Raw genomic sequence first — 21113 nt, forward strand, 5'->3', positions numbered from 1 at the left:
TGGCCCATCCCTGATCAGGTACGGGATTTACGTTCCGAGCCCCAGCCGCTTCGAGCATTCGGCCATCTCGTCGATGATCAGTTCCAACGACGTACCACGGCGGCTGGCGGACAGCACGATTCGATCGGCTCCCAAACCGCGTGCCCAGTCCAGCTTTGCTTCGTCGAGTCTGGGTAATGTCGCACCGAGAACGAGCGAGACGTCGGCGGGATCTCGGTCGACCTTGACCGCAGCAGCTTTCATCGCTGCAACGGCCTTGTCGAGGTCTTCACCAGCAAGTCCCAGCGGCTGGAAACCGTCACCCAACCGGCCTGCTCGCCTCGCGGCCGCGAGACTGTGTCCACCGATGTAGAGCGGAACTCCCGACTCGCGGTGAGGCTTCGGCCAGCTGTATGCACCCTTGAACGAGTAGTAATCACCGTCGAAGTCAACCGCTTCCTTGCCTGCCCAGAGTGCGCGCATCACCGCGATTGCCTCGTCGGCAACTTTGCCACGACGCTCGAAGTCACCGCCGCACGCTTCAATCTCTTCCTTCATCCAGCCCAGTCCGAGGCAGATGCGCAGGCGCCCAGCCGAAAGTCGATCAAGCGTCGCCAAGCGCTTGGCAAGCACTACCGGATTGTGGTTGGGCAGCACCAGAACTCCGGTGGACAGACCCAAAGTGGTTGTGGCGCCGGCCACGAACGAGAGCAGTTCAAGCGGATCCGGGATGTCGCAGTCATCGGGAAGATGCGACTTGCCGGTCGGAGAATAGGGGTATTCACTCTCGGTGTCGGCGATGACCACCGAGTGCTCCACAGCCGAGATCTCGTCGAAACCCAACGATTCGGCCGCACGGGCGAATTGCAGAATCCATTCGGGGTCTCCACTTCGACCCAATTCGACCGGAACGACTACGCCGAGCTTCATACCGTTTCCTCCAGTGTCGCCATCAATTTCGGACCGTCCACCACGCGACCGAGGAACCGGTCCGCATCCGGATCTGTTGCAAGCCACACCGCCGCTGCAGCCGGCACGGATGCCGGTGTGGCAGCGAATCCGGCATCGACTATCGCGTCTGCGCCACCACGGGCTTTCCCTGATTCCGTAATGACAAATCCCGGACTCAGATTGAACGCCTTGACCCCGGCGCCCCGATATTCGGAGTTGATCGCCCCGGCGATACGTCCGAACGACGCCTTCGAGGCAGCGTAGGACAATCCCCAGCCGCCCTCCCCCGGCGGCGCAGGCGGATCCATTGTGGCCGAGCCCGATGCCAGGTTGACGACAACGCCGTTGCCACTCTTGATCATCGACGGCAGAATCACCTGGACCAGAGCGAGTTGGTGCAGATAATTCCCGATCACCATCGCCTGAGCGTCGTCGATCTCGATGTCGAGAACCCGGTCCATGTTTCCGACCGTCTGTGCGTAGGCGTTATTCACCAACACGTCGACGTGTCCCCACTCCGCCAGAACGCGTTCACCAGCACCGCGGACGGAGGCCAGATCGAGCAGGTCCATCGGGACGGCCAACGCTCGCACACCGATGGCCTCTATCTCTGCGACCGTCGTCTCCAGGCTGCCGGGCACCGGAATCACTTGCTCGCCCTGCCTGGTTCGCGGAGCAGCCCGCCCCTCTCCTTCACGAACGGTGCGAGCAGTGATAGCAACGTCGAATCCGGCGCGCGCGAAGGCAAGCGCGCACTCTCGGCCGATCCCCCGGGAAGCGCCGGTTACCAGCGCAACTCCACTCACAGGAACCGCGAACGGCCGTGTGTCTCGAACTCCTTCTCCAGATTCACCACGTCAGCTTCGGTCATCAACGTGTATTCGGGGGCGCCACGGCCCACCCAGTGGAACACCGGTTCGTCGGTACGCCAGCGGTCGACCTGCAATTCACGCTTGAGCACCTTGTTGGACCCTGTGACCGGCAGGTCCGTCGAAACGCGAACGAACCGCGGCGCCGCCTTCGTACCCAAATCCGCCTGCGCGGCAAGATAAGCCGCGAACTCGACCGGATCGAAATCGTCAAAATCGGCGACCTCGATCGCAGCCATCACCTGATCACCCGAACGCGGATCCGGCACCGCGAAGACACCCGTTGCAATCACCTTGGGGTGGCGACGCAGGATGTGCTCGATCATCAGGGCCGACGTATTCTCGCCGTCGACGCGGATCCAGTCACCCTTGCGACCGGCGAAGTAGATGAACCCGGCCTCGTCGACGTAGCCGAGATCGCCTGTCCAGTACCAACCGTGGCGAATCTTCTCGGCTATCGCGTCTTCGTTCTTGTAGTACCCCTCGAACTTCTTCGACCCGGCCTTGTCGACCATCTCGCCGATGGCTTCGTCGGGGTTCAGCACGTGAGAGTGCTCGTCGAGAATTGCGCGGGGTCGCTCTTCGCGGGTATCGGGATCGACGATGACGATGTTCTCGTTCGCGGGACGGCCCAGTGCGCCGGCAGGCTGGTTCGGATCGAGCACCACCGAACCGGCACCTTCACTCGAACCGTATCCCTCGAAAAGCTGTGCACCGAAACGGCGGATGAACTCCGCCTTGTCTCCTGGCGACGCCTCGGTTCCGAAGCCGTGAGTAAGGGTGTTCTCGATGTCGTCGGCCTGTTCCGGCGTCGCCATGAGATACCCCAACGCCTTACCGACGTAGGTGAAATATGTTGCGCCGTAGAACCGAACGTCCGGCATGAAGCCCGATGCGGTGAACTTGCGAACGAGGCAGACGGTGGCTCCTTGCGAGAGCGCCGGCGCCCAGAGGGCCATCAGCGCATTCCCGTGGAAGAGCGGCATGCAGCAGTAGCAGACGTCGTCGCGGTCGATGTCGTACTTGGCGCAGTTCGCGTAAGCCAACCGCGTCAAACGTCCCTGGCTGCACCGCACTGCCTTGGACATTCCCGTGGTGCCCGAGGTGAAGAGAAGCAGGAATAGGGTCGACGCGTCGACACCGAGGTCGATCTGAGGTGACTCGACCTGGTGAGCTGAAATCTTGTCCACGTAGGACGCATCGTCGACGAGGACAAAACGGTCTTCAGTCAGACCGAGGTCAAGACCGTCCAATTTCTCGTAGCCCGCTTTGTCGGTGACGATCAGCTGGCAGTCGACGTACCGGACCTCAGCCTCGAGTTCAGCTCCACGCCTGGTCGGATTGATGCCGACGATCGTGGCCCCGGTCAGAGCCGCACCGCCGAGCCAGAAGAGAAACTCGGGGTCGTTCTCGAGAAGTACTCCGATGTGAAACGGTCCAGGCGCGCGAAGCGACTTCGCAAGCGAGCCGCGCGCTGCGCTCTCGCGCACCACCTCGTCCCAGCTCCAGTCCTGCGTGCGCGTCCGCAGCCCCAGGTGCTGATCACCGAGACGGTCGATCAACATCTGCGCGACGTCCTCGCGCTGGGGTGCTGCAAGCGCTGCGTTCGAAGATGCTTCGGTGGCGGTGTTCGTCATCGTGTCCTGTGTCCTAGTCGATATCGGAATGTCGATTTCTCCAACTGCGATACGACTCGAACGTATCGACGCCTCAGAGCCGGAACCCTCCCAGTCTCGCTCAGTGGTAACCGCCGCCACAGATATGATTTTCTCGTGAGATTTTGTGACGTGAAAAGCGCCACAATACGAAAGGCCATTCCATGACTGCCCCCGCAGATCCGCAGTTGCTTCTGGACCAGGCGGTCTCACGCCTCACTGGTCCAGGTGGGCCATTCGAGATCGTCGAAGAAGAGGTTCTCGGCACCGTCATGCCCGTGATGAAGAACCGTGGTCGCGCCATCGGTGAGCTCATCTCGGCATCTCGGGCCTGGGGCGACGGCGACTATCTCGTCACCAGCGATCGTCGAATCTCGTTCACCGAGCACGCCGACTCCGTCGCCGCTCTGGCAACTGCCCTGCGGGACAAGTACGGGGTCCGTAAAGGCGACCGAGTGGGCATCCTCGCCGCCAATACTCCCGAGTGGGTCATGACGTTCTTCGCGACCCAGGCGCTCGGCGCGATCGCGGTCGGTCTCAACGGTTGGTGGGTTCCGCGAGAGGTAACCCACGGGATCGAGCTCTCGCGTCCGAAGGTTCTTGTCGTCGACGCCAAGCGCGGCGCCGCTCTCCCCGAGCTGCCGGCAGACATCACGGTCCTCACCATGGAAGAGGATCTGCCCGCGCTGATCTCGGAGTATGCAGGCTCCGACGTGCCGAGCACCGATATCGACGAAGACGACCCCGCCGTCATCCTGTTCACCAGCGGAACCAGCGGTCGTCCCAAGGGCGCACTCCACTCGCACCGCAACGTGATGGCCGTCGTCGACTACCACCGCTACAGCGACGCAATCGGCGCCGCATTCACCGGCCGTGAGTACGACGCTTCCAAGCCGAGCCCGCTGCGTTATCTGCTCACGTCCCCGCTCTTCCACATCGCCAGCCTGCACAATCTGGTGGTCCCCCGTCTCGCGACCGGCAGCGCCGTCATCCTGACCGAGGGCGGCTTCGACGTCGACAAGGTGCTCGGGCTGGTCGAACGCGAGCGCGTGACCAACTGGGGTGCGGTACCCACAATGGCGTCGCGCCTACTCGAACACGGCAACATTGCCAAGTACGACGTCTCTTCCCTGACTTCCTTCTCGCTGGCATCCGCGCCGTCGTCGCCGGCTTTCAAAGAACGACTCAAGGAGCAGGTGCCGTTCGCACGCAATGCTCTGGTCGACAGCTACGGCCTCACCGAATGCAGCACCGCCATCGCAGTGGCCGTAGGCGCCGAACTCGAAGAGTTCCCAGGCACTCTCGGCCGTCCGATCATCACCGTCTCGATGGAGATTCGAGATCCCTTCGGCGAGTGGCTGCCGGACGGCATCGAAGGTGAAGTGTGTGTACGCAGCCCGTTCGTCATGCTCGGATATTGGGAGAACGACGAGGCTACCGAGTCGGCAATCGCGCCCGGGCGCTGGCTCCGCACAGGCGATTTCGGCGTCATCGAGAACGGGCGTCTCCGTCTCACCGGCCGTCGTTCCGACCTGATCCTGCGTGGCGGCGAAAACGTCTACCCCACCGAGATCGAGCAGACGCTCGACGAACACCCCGACGTGATCGAGTGCGCTGTCATCGGCATGCCGCACCCCGACCTCGGCCAGGAAGTATCCGCTGTGGTGGTCCTGCGTCCCGGAGCAGAGACCACGGAGGCAGAGTTGCGCGACTACGCCGCCGAGCGCCTGTCCTACTTCAAGGTTCCGTCGAAGTGGCGCATCACTGGTGATCTGTTGCCTCGCAATGCAACCGGCAAGATGGTTCGGCGCGAGATCACCGTATGACCGCGGAGCTGTCACGGATCGTTGCCGAGTCGGCGATCCGTGACCTGCTCTGTGAGTACACGCATCTGATCGATCAGGGCAGATTGCGCGAAGTCGCCGCATTGTTCGCCCAGTCCGACTACGGGCAGTGCGGGCCGGACGGAGTTGCCACCACGCTCATTTCGTCCGACGCCGATGCCGTCTTTGCAGCATGCAGCGGGATTCATTCGGATGTACGGAGATCCGCCGATTCCGCGAACCAAACATCTGCTGACCAACACCCGGATTGCGGTCGACGGCGAATCGGCGTCGGCACTCTCGTACATCACGGTCATACAAGGTACTGAAGCGCTTGCCCTGCAACCTATCCTGTCCGGGCGCTACTTCGATCGCTTCACCTGCGTCGACGGAACGTGGCAGTTCAGCTCGAGACTCTTCTGTATGGACAACATGGGCGACATGTCCGCTCATGCCAAGCGGGCGCTGTAGAGGAGCATCTGTGGAGATCGGCGTCAACATTTTGGGTCTCGAGGCCCTGTTCGACGGAAAGGTCCGCCCGGTTCTCGACTTCGCCGAGCGCGCTGACCGTGCCGGGATCGATCTGATCTGCACCGGCGATCATCTCGGGTTCAACGCCGACGCACACGCTCAGCGGGTAGTCGAACACAACTTCCTGTTCCCTTTGGATCACCCTTGGTACGAACCGATCTCACTTCTGTCCGCGATCGCCGCGGTGACGGATCGCGCTCGCCTCGGGGTGTCGGTTCTGATCGCCACTGTTCGCCCGGCGGCTCTGCTAGCCAAGCAGGTTGCCACACTCGACTCATTGTCCGAAGGCCGCACCGTCATGGGCTTCGGCGTTGGATGGCAAGAAGCCGAATACACCGCCACCAACATGCCTTTCGATGCCAGGTTCGGCCGCATGGAGGAGACTGTCGCAGCGTGCCGCGAACTGTGGACCAATGCCCCGGCCACCTTCGCGGGTCGCGACTTCGCTTTCGAGAACTACCACAGCCTCCCACTGCCGACACAATCCCGTGTACCGGTGCTCTTCGGTTTCGGACCCAGTCAGCGGAACTTCGACCGCATCGCACGCGTTGCCGACGGCTGGACCGTGAACCCGACCGATCTGGAAACATTCACCGACAGTGTTGCGTTGTTGCGCAGCACGTTCGAGTCCCATGACCGCGAGCCGGACACCGCACGTGTGCAGGTGTCCGCGGCACCCGTTCGACGCGACAACGGGTCCGTCGACCTCTCGGCAACCGCAGACAAGGCCCGGCACTGGTTTGACCGCGGCGCGTCCGTCGTCGTGCTCCGACCTGCCCTATTCGATTGCACTGCTGAAGAATTGCCAGAATGGATCGACTGGATGTCCAACATCAAGGAGGCGTGACATGGACCGGGCACTGCAGGATCTCATCGACAAGCAGGCTATTCGTGAGGTGGTTCTGACATACTGCCGCGGCATCGATCGCCTCGACTTCGATCTCGTCCGCAGCGCCTATCATCCCGATGCGGTCGACCATCACACCGGTTTCGACGGCAACATCGACGAGTACATCGCTTGGGTCACACCGAAACTCTCGGCGATCGGCGGCACGATGCACCACATCGGCAATCATCTGGTCGAACTGCATGGCGACCAGGCAATCAGCGAGGCATACTCGATGTCCACTCACTGGGGCGGCGCTGAAGGCATCGGGATGGTCAACTTCACCAGCGGTGCGCGATTCATCGACCATATGGAGCGACGTGATGGACGTTGGGCTATCAAGGAGCGATGGGCCGTACGAGAGTGGACCCGCTCGGACGAGGGTCGCTTCGTCAACCCCGAGGGCCCTGGCCCGCGCGGGCGACGAGATGCCTCGGATCCTCTGACAGCATTACGGCGAACCCTTGAGATGCACTGAGATTCAGGAACCGGACCTTTCCGACTGATTTGAGGAATCTATTCTATTCGAACACGCATTCGAATAGAATCAATGGATGTTCAACCCCGCGACGGAGCTTTTCGGTATCTCAGCACAGCTGACCGGTACCGAAACTGATTGTGCCCTGGTTGATCTCATGACCGATCTGCATGCATGCGAGGCGATGCTGGTCGAACGCAAGCTCGCAGTCGTTGCCGAGTTCTTTTCGCGACGAAGCTCAGAGCATGTCGCGAGTGGGACCTGGTCGTCGACCGCACACGAGCTGGCGGAATCGGAAATCGGTGCGACGCTCACGATGGGTCGCGCAGCTGCCGGGAAGTTGATCGGGTTGGGTTTCTCGTTGAAGACCCGTTTGCATCGCACTCGAGCGGCGATGGCGCGTGGCGAGTTGGATCTGTACCGCGTGGGTTTGATCGATTCCGCAACGGCGAACGTGAAAGACGAGTTGATCGATGAGGTCGAACGACTACTGCTCGAGCAGGTCCTCGCTCCGCCAGTGGCCGGCGGAACCGGTCTGACGGGAAGGCGACTGACGGCGGCGATCGATCGGATCGTGGCGGCGGTGGACCCGGAAGGCATGCGAGAACGTCGACGTCGCGCTCTCACCGATCGGTTCGTCGGGGTCAGTGCCGCCGAGGACGGGATGGCCAAGATCTTGGGAAGCGTTCCGGCCGAGCAGGCTCGGGCCTTCGACGGTCGGTTGCGCGAGTTGGCGATGTCGGTGTGCCGACACGACTCGCGAACCTACGAGCAACGGCGAGCCGACGCGCTCTTCGAGTTGACCAACGGATCACCGTTCTTGCCGTGTAACTGTGACCGTGCTGATTGCCCACAGGATCGTAGGGGTGCTGTTGTCGTTCGCCGGCCCGTGGTCCACGTCGTGATGGCTGATTCCACTCTGCGCGGTGGCGGCGAGCCCGCCCACCTGGACGGGTACGGAGTGATCAGCGCTGAGCATGCTCGCGACATCGCGCAAGACGCCGTCATTCGAAAGGTCTGCGTACCCGCTGATGTCGCCACCGAACCGGTGGCTGCGTCGGCGTTTGTCTACCGGCCAGGTGCAGTACTTGATACCTGGTTGCGGATCATCGCGGGCAGCTGCCAGTGGCTGCATTGTGATGTCCCGGCCTGGAATTCCGACCTCGACCACAATGAACCGTTCCATCATGGCGACCCCAAGCGCGGCGGTAAAACAGTCGAGTCGAATATGAGTGCGTTCTGCCGCAATCATCATCGCCTCAAGCATTCCGACCGGTGGCGGTTCACGTCGAACGAGGATCGGACGATGTCACTGATGTCGCCGACCGGGCATAGTTACCGAACGCGGCCCGCAGGGTTGATGGCCGGCCTACTCGAGCCGATACCGCCGCAAGGTGGTCGAAATCGGCGGACCCAGGCAGAGAACAAGGCTGCCCGTATCCAGAGCGAACGCAATACCCAGCGCCGACGGATTCAGAAAAGAGCAGAGAAGCACGTTCAAACTGGGCGGTGGAATTCACCGCACGCCAACCGAGAACCCATCGATTACGGGGACGACCCGCCACCGTTCTGAGGTGCCGAGGCGCGTCGCCGGGGTCAGCCTGACGTTGGTTTGGTGTCGACGTCTGGTGCTGGATCGTCGTCTGTTGGCGGATTGTCTTCAGCAAGTGGATCGATGGTGTCGACGCCTTCGAGGACGGTCAGCTCTTCTTCCGCCTCGGCGAGGAGCCCCCTGGCTTCAGCTTCGACCTTCTTCACCCATTCGGACATCCCGAGCCTCTTCTCTTTCGAAGCGAGTTCCCGCTGTATCTGAACTCAGACTACGTCGCCGGCGACGAGTTTCGCCGTCCACTCGAGACGGTACCCACGCCACCCTCCAGAGGGTAGCGATGGAGCGGTGCCCTTCGTGGGATCCGCGCCACACGCCACTGGATTCTGCGCGAGCCGCCAGGAGAATCTTGAATGACGTTCCGAGTCCGCGCGAGGCGGTGAACATAATCAACGAGGTCGCAAACCAGGCACGCATCAGTGCGCACACGATGGCCAGCACCCGGCATTTCACCTCCAACCCGGCACCCACGGTGCCTGCGCTACCGCCAGCGGCAACCCCGCCAATGACAACCGCACCCGACGCGATCGAGCAGCTCACGAAGCTCGGTCAGCTCCGTGACGCTGGAATCCTCACCGAAGACGAGTTCGCCCAGAAAAAGGCGGACATCCTCGCAAGAATGTGAGATCAGAGGGTTGATGGATCCGCCCGCCTCCGAATTGGCGGGCGGAAACACAAGCCCAGCGACAGTCGTTCAGTCAACCGTCGGCGCCCACTGCACACCGTTGATGTGCCCACCACCGTCGACGAAGAGGGTGTTGCCGGTGACGTAGCGGCTGTCGTCACTCGCCAGGAAGGCCGCAACGGGACCGATGTCGTCGAGAGGGTCCCCGATCCGCCCCATCGGATTCTGTGCGGCCATGACGGCCACGTTCTCCGGATTGGCTTCGGCAACACGCTTGTACGCGGCGCTCTGCGCGCCGGGGCAGATGACGTTGCAGGTCACCTGCCGAGGAGCCCACTCACGCGCGGCGGTTCGAGTGAGCGTCCGCAGAGCTTCCTTGGCCGCGTTGTACTGCACCGAATACATGTGGGCGTTGACGCCATTGAGGCTGCACATGTTGATCACGCGGCCCGTGCCGTGACGCTCGAGTTCCGGTAGTGCAGCCTGCATGGCCCAGAAAGCCGCCATCACTGCCATGTCGAAACCGCCGCGCAACTGCTCGTCGGTCATCTTCTCGAACCGAGCGAAACCGAAAGTCCGCCAATCATTGTTGACCAGAATGTCGAGGCGTCCAAACCGCTCGACGGCCCGGTCAACCATGGAAACAACCTGTGCTTTGTCAGTGACGTCGGTGCGGATGAACTCCGCCTCCACGCCCCATTCGTCGCGCAGCCACTGCGCCGTCTCGATACCGGCTGCCTCGTCGATCTCGGCAACCAGTACCGCCGCACCTTCACGTGCAAACGCGCCTGCCACTCCGCGACCGATGCCCATACCGGCACCGGTGACCACTGCTACACGTCCGTCGAGCTTGCCCACGGGGGCCTCCTTCATCAGAACCCCTGTGCGCCTTTTTGGTAGTTCCCACTACCAAAAAGGCGCACGGGGGCGAAGCCCCTACCTGGGGCGTGGCACCGTCTTGTCGATGAACAATCCCTCTACGGACACGCAGACTTCGCCGTCCGCCGTCTTGATCTCGCCGACGGTGTGAATCTTGCGGCCGTCCTTGGAAAGGAACTTGCCGCTGATGGTGAGGGGCTCGAACAGCGGAGTCGGGCGGTGGTAGCGAGTGCTCAATTGTGCTGTCATACCGGAAGTTCCACCCCAGGCATTGGCGACACCGAGAACGTGATCGAGCAGCAGCGCCGAAACGCCGCCGTGCACGTGACCGGGAGGCCCCTGGTACGGCAGAGTCAACGTGACGACTCCCTGCACCGAACCGTCAGCGAGCCCTTCCAGGACGAGCGGCGGCGCAATGGCGTTCTCGGGACCGGTCACTGGATCGTGACGGGTCACGCCCTCACCGTTCCACATGTCGATCAACCGCTCGGCCACCTCGGGCGAGTGCTGCTCGAGGTGCTCGGCAATGCTGTTGAGCTCCTCCGCAACCCGGTCCAGATTGGCGTTTCCGCGGTCGGTCCGCAGCATCGCGTCGACAACGCGACGCGCCGCTGCCGTCGCCCGGTCGACCGGGGCGTCCTGCGGCGGCGACGTCAGAATCGTGCCGCCCGGATGTGTTGCTGCCGTGGGGTGCGTACCGAGGTCCATCAGTTGATCTCCATTGTTGCGTGTGTGAGAACCGGGGAGTTCTCGCGCTCGGGGCACGTCGCCGCCAAGGTCAGTGTGTTGCCGTCCTGCCATACCGAGGTGGTGATGGATTCGCCGGGGAACAGCGAACCGGCAAACCGAACCGAGTAGTTCTTCACCCGGGTCGGATCTCCGTCGAGAATCCCGTCTACCACTGCCTTGCAGACGATCCCGTACGACGCGAGACCATGCAGGATCGGTGCGTCGAAGCCCGCCATCTTCGCGAAGGCAGGATCGGCGTGAAGAGGGTTCATGTCTCCGCTGAGTCGGTACACCAGCGCCTGCGAGGGACTGGTACTCGACGTCAGAACCTTGTCCGGCGCTCGATCAGGCACCCCGGCAACAACTTCGGGTCCGGCGCTGCCGCCGAATCCGCCTTCGCCGCGCGCCCAGATCTGCATTCCTGTGGTCCACAACGGATTCCCGTCAAGGTCATGCGCTGCGGTCTCGAGAACGATCACAGCCGCCTTTCCCTTGTCCCAGACGTCGGCAACTCGGGAGGAAATACGCGCCGTACCCGTCGACGGGATCGGGGCGTGAAGTGACAGCGACTGCCCGCCGTGCAGGATCTTGCGTAGGTCGATGTCGATTCCCGGCATGCTCATCGACGGAGCCGGCAGTACACCCGCCGAAACTCCCTGGCCTGCAACCATTGCAAACGTCGGGAGTACCTTCAGACCCTTTTCATACACCCAGGTGAGTTCAGCAGGATCCAGCGCGTTCACGGCGGCCCCGAGCCCCAGTTGATAAAGCATGACGTCGCGATCGGTCCACGACGCTTCGCGCACAGTCGGTTCGGCGGCCAATGCCACCGCAAGATCGATAGCCATCAGTTCTCCAAAGTTCCAGCTCGGTAGACTGTCACGACGCACGCGCCGCCCAGCCCGAGGTTGTGCTGCAGTCCAATTCGAGCGCCGTCGACCTGACGGGCATCTGCCGTCCCGCGGAGCTGCCACGTGAGTTCGGCGCACTGTGCCAAGCCCGTCGCACCCAGCGGGTGTCCCTTCGAGATCAAACCACCCGACGGGTTGACGACCCATCGGCCGCCGTACGTGGTCGCGCCTGATTCGACGAGCCTTCCGCCTTCTCCGACCGAGCACATCCCCAGGCCCTCGTAGGTGATGATCTCGTTGATCGCAAAGCAGTCGTGCAGTTCGATGACGTCGACATCTTCGATGGTGATCCCGGCCTGCGCAAAGGCCTGCTCGGCCGCGGCGGCCGTCATCGGTGCACCGACCACATCGATCATCGACTTCTCGGCGAACGCCGCCTCGGTGTCGGTGGTCAACGCCTGCGCGACGATCTCGATCGCCTGGTCTTCGAGACCGTGCTCACGCACGAACTTCTCGCTCACCACGATGGCAGCTCCGGCGCCGTCCGAAGTCGGCGAACACTGCGAACGCGTCAGCGGCTCGTGAATCATCTTGTCGCCGAGAACCTGTTGGAGGGTGTACTCGTCGCGGAACTGTGCATACGGATTGTTGACCGAGTGCTTGTGATTCTTGACCGCCACGGCTGCAATTTGCTCGACGGTTGTGCCGTACTTCTTCATATGTTCGACGGCAGCGTTACCGAACAGCTGAGCGGTCATGGGCGAGCGGGCGAAGCCGTAGTCCTCGACCATGATCTTCAGCTGTGAGTCCAAGGTGGTGACCTTGGGCATCTCACCGGTACCGGTCAACGCCGTTTTGGTCATCTTCTCGAACCCGACAGCCAAGGCGCAGTCCGCCTGTCCTGCCTGGACCCATTCGCGCGCCATCATCAACGCCGTCGAACCCGTAGCGCAGTTGTTGTTGACGTTGAAGATGGGGATGCCGGTCAGACCGATCTCGTAGAGGGCTCGCTGGCCGGCAGTCGACGCATTGAACACGTAACCGACTGCAGCACGCTGGATCTGGTCGTAGTTGATCCCGGCATCGGTCAGGGCATTCGAGACTGCCTCGGTCACCATGTCCGGGTATTCCCAGTCGCGGGTCTCGATCTTCTCGAACTTGGTCATGCCCACGCCGATGACGAAGGTGCGATTGCTCATGTGCGGGTCACTTTCCCGGTTCGGGGTCTCGAGGCAGACCCAAGATTCGCTCACCGATGATGTTGAGCTGAACATTGGTTGTACCACCCGCGATGGACATGCACTGCGAGTTCAGGAACATCTGCGTCGCAGACATCCGATGCTGATCGCCCAGAAGGGAACTGGGACCAGCCCACTCCATCGCCACGTCCCAGACCTGCTGGATATGCTCGACGCCGATCAGCTTCGCCACCGAGGACTCAGCCCCCGGTTGCGCGCCGGTAAGCGAGCGCAGTGTGGTGCGCAGACCGAGCAGACCGCCGGATTGCGCGTCGCACAGCACCTTTCCGAGAACCGTCAGCTGCTCGTCGTCGATACCACCGGGCAGTCCATCGACCAGGCTCAGCAGAGCCTCGCCGCCCGATCCCAGAGACGAGTCGTTCGACAGCGAGACACGCTCGTTGGCCAGCGTGGTGCGAGCGAGCTTCCAGCCGTCACCCGGCTCGCCGACCAGGCACTCGTCCGGAACGAAGACGTCGTCGAAGAACACCTCGTTGAAGAGTGCCTCGCCGGTGATCTCGCGCAACGGGCGAATGTCGAGACCGCTGTTCTTGATGTCGATGAGAAAGTAGGACAAGCCCTTGTGCTTTGGGGCGTCGGCGTCGGTGCGGGCGAGGCAGATTCCCCAGTGCGCGTCGCGTGCCATCGACGTCCATACCTTCTGGCCCTGCAACTTCCAGCCACCGTCCACCTTGGTGGCCTTCGTGCTCAGAGCCGCGAGGTCGGAACCTGCGCCGGGCTCGGAGAAGAGCTGGCACCAGACGATGTCGCCGCGCAGTGACGGCGGGACGAACTTGGCGAGCTGCTCTTCGTTGCCGTGCGCGATGAGAGTCGGGATGACCCAGTTGCCGATGATCATGTCGTGCGGCTTGATCTTCGCAGCGCGCAGTTCTTCGGCGATGACCAGTTGGCTGACGGCATCGGCGGACTTGCCCCACGGATCCGTGAAGTGTGGTGCGGTGTAACCCTTTTCCGCGAGATACGTCTTCTGCGCGGCACCTTCGAGGTCCAATGCCGGTGCGAGCTCGGCGCGAACGTCGGCGCGGATCGCCTCGGCCTCGGGCGGCAATTCGATACTGAGCACGCGACGGGTGCCGGCAATGGTCAGCTCGGCAACGCGACGACGCCAGGATGCCGTGGAACCCAGCAGAATTCGCAAGGACTGCGCACGACGCAAGTAAAGGTGTGCGTCGTGCTCCCAGGTGTAGCCGATACCGCCGAGCACCTGGATGCAGTCGCGCGTGACGGAGAAGCCGGCCTCCAGAGCAGTTGCACCGGCGACGGCTGCTGCGAGAGAAGCCTCTTCGGCACCGACACCGTTCGCCGGCGTCAGGGCACGTGCAGCATCCCAGGCGCAGACGCGTGCCTGCTCGGCGAGAGCGAGCATCCGGGCAGCCTTGTGCTTGACGCCCTGGAACTGTCCGATCGGACGACCGAACTGCTGACGCACCTTCGCGTAGTCAGCTGAGGTCGTTACTGCCCAGTCCGCCAAGCCGGATGCCTCGGCCGCGAACAGCGTTGCGGCAATGTCGAGTACACGCTGGGTGTCGATGGTGAGGATTTCCGCATCAGCGAGAACTAGTCCGTCGACGGTGACCTCGGAGTTACGACGTACAACGTCGTAGCTGGCCAGGTCTGTCACCTCGAGACGATCGCGTTCGAGCAACACGAATCCGCTGTCCGTAGCGAGCAGGAACACGTCGCCGACATGACCGCCGAGAATCTGACTGGACGTACCGCTGAGAGTGGCAGTGTCACCGTGACGCGCGATCTTGAGCGAACCCGGCTGCAGTGCAACAGCTCCGAGAGTGCTGCCGTCCACGAGCGCCGGCAGTCTGCCCGATACTCCGGCGTCACTGAGAACAGCGCTGAGCACTATCGTCGGCAGGAACGGACCGGGAACCATGGAGCGTCCCAGTTCCTCGACGACGATAGCGAGTTCGACCAGTCCGTACCCGGCGCCACCGAATTCCTCGGCGATGTGCAGTCCGAGAAGCCCCTGCTCGGCAAGCCCGTTCCAGAGTTGCGGGCGGGTTTCGATCTTCGCCTCGACAGCTTCACGGATGACGGTGGGTGTTGCGTGGCGCGCCGCCCAGCCCCGTACGGAGTCGCGGAGGTCGCGATCTTCTTCACTCAATCCAATAGTCATGTCTACCTCGTCAATTCGACAGTGTCAGTACGGGTCAGATGCGTTCGATGATGGTGGCGGTCGAGAGAGCGCCACCGGCGCACATCGTGACCAGAGCCGTCGACTTGTTCGAGCGCTCGAGTTCGTGCAGCGCCGTGGTGATCAGACGAGCGCCCGTGGAACCGACGGGATGTCCGAGCGCGATCGCACCGCCGTTGACGTTGACCTTGGACAGGTCTGCGCCGTGAACCTGCGCCCAGGAGAGCACGACCGAGGCAAACGCTTCGTTGATTTCGACGAGATCGATGTCGTCCAAGGTCATTTTGGCCTTGTCGAGCACCATCTGGGTGGACTCGATCGGTCCGTCCAGGTGGTAGAAGGGATCGGATCCGACCATGCCGGACGCGACGATCCGCGCGCGGGGCTTCAATCCCAGTTCCTGTGCGCGCTCTTCACTCATCAGCAGTACCGCAGCCGCGCCATCACTGATCTGCGACGAGTTGCCGGCGGTGTGGATATGGCCTTCGATAACCGGCTTGAGCCCGGCGAGCGCTTCGGCCGTCGTCTCACGCAGGCCGCCATCGCGAGTGACGGTGGCGATCTCGCCGGTACGCACGCCTTCCTTGTCCACCACGGGACCCTTGACGGGAACGATCTCCCGGTCGAAACGGCCTTCTGCCCAGGCCTGGGCTGCGCGGCGCTGCGACTCGAGACCGAAGGCGTCGACGTCCGCGCGTGTGATGCCACGCTTCTCGGCAATACGCTGAGCAGAGGTGAACTGGTCACCCATGTCGATGGTCCAGTCGTCCGGGTACGGGTTTCCCGTTCCGGGCGCATTGGCCTGGCCCAGGAACACACGACTCATGGCCTCGACGCCGCAGCCGATACCGGCCGAGATCTGACCCGACGAAATCAGGCCGGAAATCAAATGCACTGCCTGCTGCGCAGATCCACAGGCGCAGTCGATGGTGGTTGCGGCTGTGCTGTACGGCAGGCCGGCGTGCAGCCACGCCTGACGCGTGACGTTGTTGGACTGTTCGCCCGCCTGCGTGACACAGCCGCCGATGATCTGTCCGATGTCTTCCGGTGCGACGCCTGCCCGCTCGAGGACCCCGAGCTGCGCTGCTCCCAGAATCTCGGCGGGGTGCAGTCCCGCCAGGGCGCCGCGACGACGTCCGATCGGTGTCCGCGCGGCCTCGACGATGACTGCATGACCCATGATGTGCGCTCCTTCGTGGAGTTTTCGGTCGGTGAGCTGGCTCACCGTCAACTTTTTTGCAATGTATTCTATTGATGATAGGAGGGCAATGCCCCCACAAACGGCAACTTCGGCGCCATGACACCTTCAATAATAGAATTGATTTCAATTTTGAAGCTATGACGAACTCACCCCCGAGGGGGCGAGGTCACGTCAGTGTCGTGAGAGATTCACCAGGAGCAGGTCGCACCCTTTGCGGATGTCGTACTCCGCATCGGGGATGGAGATTCGACCATTGAGGCAGGACTGGATGACCCCGAACCACAGCTGCATCAGCAGACGCAGACCTGTGTTGTCTTCCTCGGTGGGGTTCTCGATTCCGGCCGCATCGAGGATGATCTGCCGGAATCCACGATCGATCTTGCCCACGTCCGGCACCGTCGCGACATTGGCGGTACTGGACGACTGCAGCATCGCGGTCGAGAGAGCCGGCCGACGCAGTAACCCGCGAGTGGCGCGAACCAACACCTCGTACACCGCGTCCTGCGGATTGTCCGACTGAACCTGATGCTTGGCGAAGCTGTCGCCGATCTGATCGATCTGCTCGACCATCACCGCGACGAATAGGTGCGTCTTCGAGGGGAAGTAGCGATAAAGGGTGCCGATGGCCACGCCCGCCCGCTTGGCGACTTCGTGCATCTGAACCCGTGAGAGTTCCTTCTCGGTCCCCAATTCGGCAGCCGCTTCCAACATTCGCACATGGCGCGCCCGCTGCTCGTCCGAACTGGGCTCGGCAGCGTCCCTGACCTCGGCAATTCTCGGCAACGTCGCCCCCATCATCGATTCTGTGTCTCGGTCGCGAACGACCTCGCCAATTCTCGCATCTCGATCACCCATCTCGGCATATTGCCCGCTCAGTGGGACCTGGCATGGCCTTCTCTCTCCGTGCGGTATTCCGTGGACACCCCACCCTCTTGGAGTAAGGACGCAATGATGCAGGACTGGACCACCGAGTGCGACGTGTTGGTAGTCGGCTCCGGCGGCGGCGCGCTGACCGGCGCATACACCGCGGCAGCTCGAGGATTGACGACGATCGTCCTCGAGAAAACCGATCGCTTCGGCGGAACTTCCGCGTACTCGGGCGCATCCATCTGGCTGCCGGGAACCCAGGTACAGGAACGCGCGGGACTGCCTGACTCGACGGAGAACGCACGCACCTATCTGCGCGCGCTGCTCGGCGACTCCGAGTCCGATCGCCAGGACGCCTACGTCGAGACCGCACCGGCAGTGGTCGCGTTCCTCGAGGAGAACCCGAACATCGAATTCGAGTTCCGGGCGTTTCCCGACTACTACAAGGCCGAGGGCCGGATGGACACGGGACGCTCCATCAACCCGCTCGATCTTGATCCCGCCGACATCGGTGATCTCGCCGGCAAGGTGCGTCCGGAACTGGACCAAGACCGCACCGGTCAAGGCCATGCTCCCGGCTCGATGATCGGTGGGCGCGCACTGATCGGCCGTCTGCTGGCCGCAGTCCAGAGCACCGGCAAAGCAGAACTTCGAACCGAATCCGTTCTCACCTCCCTGATCGTCGAAGACGGACGAGTCGTCGGGGCCGAGGTCGAATCGGACGGCGAAACCCAGCGAATCAAGGCCAACCGCGGTGTCCTGATGGCAGCGGGCGGTATCGAAGGCAACGCCGAGATGCGTGAGCAGGCCGGCACCCCTGGCAAGGCAATCTGGAGCATGGGCCCGTTCGGTGCCAATACCGGCGACGCGATCTCTGCCGGTGTCGCTGTCGGTGGCGCAACCGCGTTGCTCGATCAGGCATGGTTCTGCCCCGGCGTCGAGCAGCCCGACGGCAGCGCCGCCTTCATGGTCGGCGTTCGCGGCGGTCTCGTCGTCGACAAGGCGGGCGAGCGCTACCTCAACGAGTCGCTTCCGTACGACCAGTTCGGCCGAGCCATGGACGCTCACGACGACAACGGTTCTGCCGTACCGTCGTTCATGATCTTCGACTCACGCGAGGGTGGCGGGCTGCCCGCAATCTGCATCCCGAACACTGCGCCGGCCAAGCATCTCGAAGCTGGAACCTGGGTGGGTGCCGAAACTCTCGAAGAGCTCGCCGCCAAGACCGGACTACCGGCCGACGCTCTGCGCAGCACTGTCGAAAAGTTCAACGATGCAGCAAAACTGGGCGTCGATGAAGAGTTCCATCGCGGAGAGGACCCGTACGACGCATTCTTCTGCCCGCCCAACGGCGGCGCGAATGCGGCGCTGACGGCCATCGAAAACGGTCCGTTCTACGCAGCTCGCATCGTCCTCAGTGACCTCGGCACCAAGGGAGGATTGGTCACCGACGTCAACGGTCGCGTTCTTCGCGCCGACGGCAGCGCTGTCGACGGTCTGTACGCCGCCGGCAACACGAGCGCGTCACTGAGCGGGCGTTTCTACCCCGGCCCCGGAGTTCCACTGGGGACGGCGATGGTCTTCTCCTACCGAGCAGCCCAGGACATGGCGAAGTAACGTAGTTCAATCACATTGTGTGGCAACAGATCGTGGGGCAGCCGATATCGCAATCGTCTGCCCCACTTTCTTTCTCACGGCCTTTCTTTCTCACGGCCTTTCTTTTCTCACGGCGTCGCGATGTTGAAATTCGGGTTGAACACGTCCATGATGTCGGCGAAGCGCGACAGAGTCGAGACGTCGCCGTAGTGCGTGACCTTTCCGCTTTCGAGAATCGCGGACGCCTTGCCCGGTTGGAGCAGGATTCCGGCAAGTAGCGGCTTCGGACCCGTGAGCGTCAGTTGCGCGTCGGATGCCCGTCCGGAGCGTGCGTTCAGCACCGCCCGACGAACCCACATGTTCCAATCTTGTTTGGTGTCGACAAAACTGAAGTTGATGGAGATGTCGACGTCGTCTGCCTTCTCGGCAACGAGGTGCACGCCCGCATAGTCGAAAAGCAGATCGATCGGCATCGACAAGATCGTGTCCGCGCTGTCGGTGTTGACCTGGCCGGCACCGGTCACCCCGTTCCTCAGTTCCATTGCGGTGGCGAGGAAGATCGACCGATACTGCGGAACTTCCTGCTGATACCCGAGCTGCTCGTAGGCGTCTGCCTGCAGATTCTTCGCTTCCTCGTCGCCAGGATCGGCGAAAACCAGATGATGGAGAAGCTGCACCGCCCATCGATAGTCGCCTGCATCAAAAGCATTGCGGCCCTCGGTAAGTATCTTCTCCCGCCCGATCAAGTCGACGTGCCGCTTGGCGTGATCCTCGGGCAGCAACGGCAAGATCGTCGCAGGGTCTCCGTCCCAGAAGCCGAGCTCCTTGTGGAACACTGCGCGCACGTTGTGGTGCAGTCCGCCGTGGTAGTAGCGGTTGTACCACTTCTGGCCGATGGCCTCCGGCAGTCGCACGACCTCTGCAGCTTCGAGCGGCGTGTAACCCTGGTTGGCGAATCGAAGAGCCTGATCGTGAATGAACTTGTACATGTCCCGTTGTGATTCAAGGAATTCCACCACTGTGGCGTTCCCCCACACCGGCCACGTGTGCGGGCCGTGGTGTACTTCGACGTCAGCGCCCCATCGCACCAACGTCTCATCCAAGTACCTGGCGAAGTTGCGCGCGTCTCGGGTACGCGCGCCGCGGATCGTCTGGATGTTGTGCATCGAGTGGTTGGCGTTCTCGGCGCACGTGAGCGCTTTGATGGCGGGGATCCAGATGTGCATCTCTTCCGGCGCCTCGGTGTCCGGGGCATACAGGAACTCGAATTCCCACCCGCCGAGATTACGCACCTCGCCGGTCTTGGTGATGCCGTCGGTGGGCGGAATGTACGTCATGTGGATGTTCATGTTGTCGGCACCCGAACCCAGACCGACTGTCACCAGACCGCAATCGCATTGCGGCAGAATCAGACCGAAGGTGTATCCCATACGTCGCGACATCGCATTGCCGGTGATGACGTTCTCACCGATCGCGAACTTGTTGAACGATTCGATGGTTCCGGGTGCGACGATCGGAATCTTGCCCGAAGCTACGTCTGCCTCGTCGACGAGGCCTTTGACGCCGGCGTAATGGTCGAAATGCGTATGGGTGTAGATGATCGCGACGATCGGCTTGTTGTTGCCCAGTTCACGACGGAACAACTCCAGCCCAGCTTTGGCGAGATCGGCACTGGTGGTGGTGTCGATGATGACGAGTCCGTCGGGAGCGTCGACGATGGTCAGGTTGACTGCGAATCTGACCTGGTACAGACCGTCGACCACCTTGTAGAGCCCACAGCGCCTCACCAACTGCGACTGCCTCCACAGGCTCGGGTTCACCGACTCCGGAGCCTGTTTGTCATCGGCGATGTATTCGAGCGGTTGACCGTCGTGGATCAGATCACCGTTGTCGTTGAAGACCTGATCGTTCTCCCACCCGGCGATGAATCCGCGGTCCGCGTCGCCGAAATCCTCGCGGTCCGACATCGGATAATCGTCGACTGCCGCGCGGTTGACCTCGACCGTGAACGGCGTTGCGGGCTTGGTCTCAGCACCCATGAGTACTCTCCTCCGGTTCTTGTCTTCTCGCCCACGCAAGCACGCGATGCCATCGGACCGTGACCTGACGCGGAACCCTCTGCAGCCAATCTGGCGGCCACGCGGAATTCGCGCATCACCCGTCACAGGTGAGATGGCGA

At 62.4% G+C, this 21113-nt stretch carries 20 protein-coding genes; 7 read left to right on the forward strand and 13 right to left on the reverse strand.

What is annotated here, in order from left to right; genetic code table 11:
• Positions 1-27: 27 nt before the first annotated feature.
• From ACWF6P_RS07775 to ACWF6P_RS07785, 3 genes are read right to left on the reverse strand one after another with little or no spacing between them, the layout of a single operon-like run.
• Positions 28-909 carry an LLM class F420-dependent oxidoreductase gene (locus ACWF6P_RS07775; RefSeq protein ID WP_452620625.1) on the reverse strand — a complete coding sequence of 294 codons (882 nt, stop codon included), beginning with the start codon at positions 907-909 and terminating at the stop codon, positions 28-30.
• Positions 906-1736 (reverse strand): SDR family NAD(P)-dependent oxidoreductase, encoded by an 831-nt coding sequence (locus ACWF6P_RS07780; RefSeq protein ID WP_452620626.1) that lies wholly within the window; start codon positions 1734-1736, stop codon positions 906-908. The genes ACWF6P_RS07775 and ACWF6P_RS07780 overlap by 4 nt, the downstream gene beginning before the upstream one ends.
• Positions 1733-3364, reverse strand: a complete 1632-nt coding sequence (locus tag ACWF6P_RS07785) for an AMP-binding protein (protein WP_452620782.1) — start codon at positions 3362-3364, stop codon at positions 1733-1735. The genes ACWF6P_RS07780 and ACWF6P_RS07785 overlap by 4 nt, the downstream gene beginning before the upstream one ends.
• Positions 3365-3618: 254 nt before the next feature.
• On the opposite strand from ACWF6P_RS07785, the gene ACWF6P_RS07790 reads away from it, so the two are divergent.
• Positions 3619-5280 carry a class I adenylate-forming enzyme family protein gene (locus ACWF6P_RS07790; RefSeq protein WP_378629171.1) on the forward strand — a complete coding sequence of 554 codons (1662 nt, stop codon included), beginning with the start codon at positions 3619-3621 and terminating at the stop codon, positions 5278-5280.
• An 11-nt stretch (positions 5281-5291) separates the two neighbouring features.
• Here ACWF6P_RS07790 and ACWF6P_RS07795 read toward each other — a convergent pair whose 3' ends face one another.
• Positions 5292-5486 (reverse strand): hypothetical protein, encoded by a 195-nt coding sequence (locus ACWF6P_RS07795; protein WP_452620627.1) that lies wholly within the window; start codon positions 5484-5486, stop codon positions 5292-5294.
• Positions 5487-5490: 4 nt separating this feature from the next.
• Between ACWF6P_RS07795 and ACWF6P_RS07800 the strand changes: the two genes are divergently transcribed.
• The 4 genes from ACWF6P_RS07800 to ACWF6P_RS07815 all read left to right on the forward strand — a co-directional run bounded on the left by ACWF6P_RS07800 (position 5491) and on the right by ACWF6P_RS07815 (position 8745).
• Complete coding sequence (locus ACWF6P_RS07800; protein WP_452620628.1) at positions 5491-5748, forward strand: nuclear transport factor 2 family protein; 258 nt, start codon at positions 5491-5493, stop codon at positions 5746-5748.
• A 10-nt stretch (positions 5749-5758) separates the two neighbouring features.
• Positions 5759-6655: a TIGR03619 family F420-dependent LLM class oxidoreductase gene (locus ACWF6P_RS07805; protein WP_452620629.1), complete on the forward strand. Its 897-nt coding sequence runs from the start codon at positions 5759-5761 to the stop codon at positions 6653-6655.
• 1 nt (position 6656) lies between these two features.
• On the forward strand, positions 6657-7172 hold the full coding sequence (locus ACWF6P_RS07810; RefSeq protein ID WP_452620630.1) for a nuclear transport factor 2 family protein: 516 nt from the start codon (positions 6657-6659) through the stop codon (positions 7170-7172).
• Between the two features lie 76 nt (positions 7173-7248).
• A complete protein-coding gene (locus ACWF6P_RS07815) occupies positions 7249-8745 on the forward strand; it encodes a DUF222 domain-containing protein (RefSeq protein ID WP_452620631.1) in 1497 nt (498 codons plus the stop codon).
• A gap of 23 nt (positions 8746-8768) precedes the next feature.
• On the opposite strand, the gene ACWF6P_RS07820 is transcribed toward ACWF6P_RS07815, so the two are convergent.
• Entirely contained in the window at positions 8769-8942 is a 174-nt protein-coding gene (locus ACWF6P_RS07820; RefSeq protein WP_452620632.1) for a hypothetical protein, read from the reverse strand.
• A 188-nt stretch (positions 8943-9130) separates the two neighbouring features.
• Between ACWF6P_RS07820 and ACWF6P_RS07825 the strand changes: the two genes are divergently transcribed.
• Positions 9131-9406 (forward strand): SHOCT domain-containing protein, encoded by a 276-nt coding sequence (locus ACWF6P_RS07825; RefSeq protein WP_452620633.1) that lies wholly within the window; start codon positions 9131-9133, stop codon positions 9404-9406.
• Positions 9407-9475: 69 nt separating this feature from the next.
• On the opposite strand, the gene ACWF6P_RS07830 is transcribed toward ACWF6P_RS07825, so the two are convergent.
• The 7 genes from ACWF6P_RS07830 to ACWF6P_RS07860 all read right to left on the reverse strand — a co-directional run bounded on the left by ACWF6P_RS07830 (position 9476) and on the right by ACWF6P_RS07860 (position 17269).
• A complete protein-coding gene (locus ACWF6P_RS07830; protein ID WP_452620783.1) occupies positions 9476-10264 on the reverse strand; it encodes an SDR family NAD(P)-dependent oxidoreductase in 789 nt (262 codons plus the stop codon).
• Between the two features lie 78 nt (positions 10265-10342).
• Complete coding sequence (locus ACWF6P_RS07835) at positions 10343-10993, reverse strand: PaaI family thioesterase (protein ID WP_378446788.1); 651 nt, start codon at positions 10991-10993, stop codon at positions 10343-10345.
• Positions 10993-11862 (reverse strand): MaoC/PaaZ C-terminal domain-containing protein, encoded by an 870-nt coding sequence (locus tag ACWF6P_RS07840; protein ID WP_452620634.1) that lies wholly within the window; start codon positions 11860-11862, stop codon positions 10993-10995. The genes ACWF6P_RS07835 and ACWF6P_RS07840 overlap by 1 nt, the downstream gene beginning before the upstream one ends.
• A complete protein-coding gene (locus tag ACWF6P_RS07845) occupies positions 11862-13064 on the reverse strand; it encodes a lipid-transfer protein (protein WP_452620635.1) in 1203 nt (400 codons plus the stop codon). The genes ACWF6P_RS07840 and ACWF6P_RS07845 overlap by 1 nt, the downstream gene beginning before the upstream one ends.
• A gap of 7 nt (positions 13065-13071) precedes the next feature.
• On the reverse strand, positions 13072-15252 hold the full coding sequence (locus ACWF6P_RS07850) for an acyl-CoA dehydrogenase (RefSeq protein ID WP_452620636.1): 2181 nt from the start codon (positions 15250-15252) through the stop codon (positions 13072-13074).
• A gap of 34 nt (positions 15253-15286) precedes the next feature.
• Complete coding sequence (locus tag ACWF6P_RS07855) at positions 15287-16450, reverse strand: steroid 3-ketoacyl-CoA thiolase (RefSeq protein WP_452620637.1); 1164 nt, start codon at positions 16448-16450, stop codon at positions 15287-15289.
• 192 nt (positions 16451-16642) lie between these two features.
• The gene (locus tag ACWF6P_RS07860) at positions 16643-17269 is read right to left on the reverse strand and encodes a TetR family transcriptional regulator (protein WP_452620784.1); all 627 of its coding nucleotides are present in this window, start codon (positions 17267-17269) and stop codon (positions 16643-16645) included.
• A 153-nt stretch (positions 17270-17422) separates the two neighbouring features.
• Here ACWF6P_RS07860 and ACWF6P_RS07865 point away from each other — a divergent pair, with 153 nt between their 5' ends.
• Entirely contained in the window at positions 17423-18955 is a 1533-nt protein-coding gene (locus tag ACWF6P_RS07865; protein ID WP_452620785.1) for an FAD-dependent oxidoreductase, read from the forward strand.
• 107 nt (positions 18956-19062) lie between these two features.
• On the opposite strand, the gene ACWF6P_RS07870 is transcribed toward ACWF6P_RS07865, so the two are convergent.
• Positions 19063-20973 (reverse strand): alkyl/aryl-sulfatase, encoded by a 1911-nt coding sequence (locus tag ACWF6P_RS07870; protein WP_452620638.1) that lies wholly within the window; start codon positions 20971-20973, stop codon positions 19063-19065.
• Positions 20974-21113: the final 140 nt, after the last annotated feature.

It is taken from the genome of Rhodococcus sp. NPDC055024, from assembly GCF_053608585.1.

Excerpts from the sequence above, each read along its gene's own strand:
- ACWF6P_RS07775 (WP_452620625.1), bottom strand. The coding sequence starts at position 909 with ATGAAGCTCGGCGTAGTCGTTCCGGTCGAATTGGGTCGAAGTGGAGAC.
- ACWF6P_RS07870 (WP_452620638.1), bottom strand. The coding sequence starts at position 20,973 with ATGGGTGCTGAGACCAAGCCCGCAACGCCGTTCACGGTCGAGGTCAAC.
- ACWF6P_RS07800 (WP_452620628.1), top strand. The coding sequence starts at position 5,491 with ATGTACGGAGATCCGCCGATTCCGCGAACCAAACATCTGCTGACCAAC.
- ACWF6P_RS07850 (WP_452620636.1), bottom strand. The coding sequence starts at position 15,252 with ATGACTATTGGATTGAGTGAAGAAGATCGCGACCTCCGCGACTCCGTA.
- ACWF6P_RS07795 (WP_452620627.1), bottom strand. The coding sequence starts at position 5,486 with ATGAATCCCGCTGCATGCTGCAAAGACGGCATCGGCGTCGGACGAAAT.
- ACWF6P_RS07785 (WP_452620782.1), bottom strand. The coding sequence starts at position 3,364 with ATGTTGATCGACCGTCTCGGTGATCAGCACCTGGGGCTGCGGACGCGC.
- ACWF6P_RS07790 (WP_378629171.1), top strand. The coding sequence starts at position 3,619 with ATGACTGCCCCCGCAGATCCGCAGTTGCTTCTGGACCAGGCGGTCTCA.
- ACWF6P_RS07835 (WP_378446788.1), bottom strand. The coding sequence starts at position 10,993 with ATGGACCTCGGTACGCACCCCACGGCAGCAACACATCCGGGCGGCACG.
- ACWF6P_RS07820 (WP_452620632.1), bottom strand. The coding sequence starts at position 8,942 with ATGTCCGAATGGGTGAAGAAGGTCGAAGCTGAAGCCAGGGGGCTCCTC.
- ACWF6P_RS07865 (WP_452620785.1), top strand. The coding sequence starts at position 17,423 with ATGCAGGACTGGACCACCGAGTGCGACGTGTTGGTAGTCGGCTCCGGC.
- ACWF6P_RS07810 (WP_452620630.1), top strand. The coding sequence starts at position 6,657 with ATGGACCGGGCACTGCAGGATCTCATCGACAAGCAGGCTATTCGTGAG.
- ACWF6P_RS07855 (WP_452620637.1), bottom strand. The coding sequence starts at position 16,450 with ATGGGTCATGCAGTCATCGTCGAGGCCGCGCGGACACCGATCGGACGT.
- ACWF6P_RS07815 (WP_452620631.1), top strand. The coding sequence starts at position 7,249 with ATGTTCAACCCCGCGACGGAGCTTTTCGGTATCTCAGCACAGCTGACC.
- ACWF6P_RS07860 (WP_452620784.1), bottom strand. The coding sequence starts at position 17,269 with ATGATGGGGGCGACGTTGCCGAGAATTGCCGAGGTCAGGGACGCTGCC.
- ACWF6P_RS07840 (WP_452620634.1), bottom strand. The coding sequence starts at position 11,862 with ATGGCTATCGATCTTGCGGTGGCATTGGCCGCCGAACCGACTGTGCGC.
- ACWF6P_RS07845 (WP_452620635.1), bottom strand. The coding sequence starts at position 13,064 with ATGAGCAATCGCACCTTCGTCATCGGCGTGGGCATGACCAAGTTCGAG.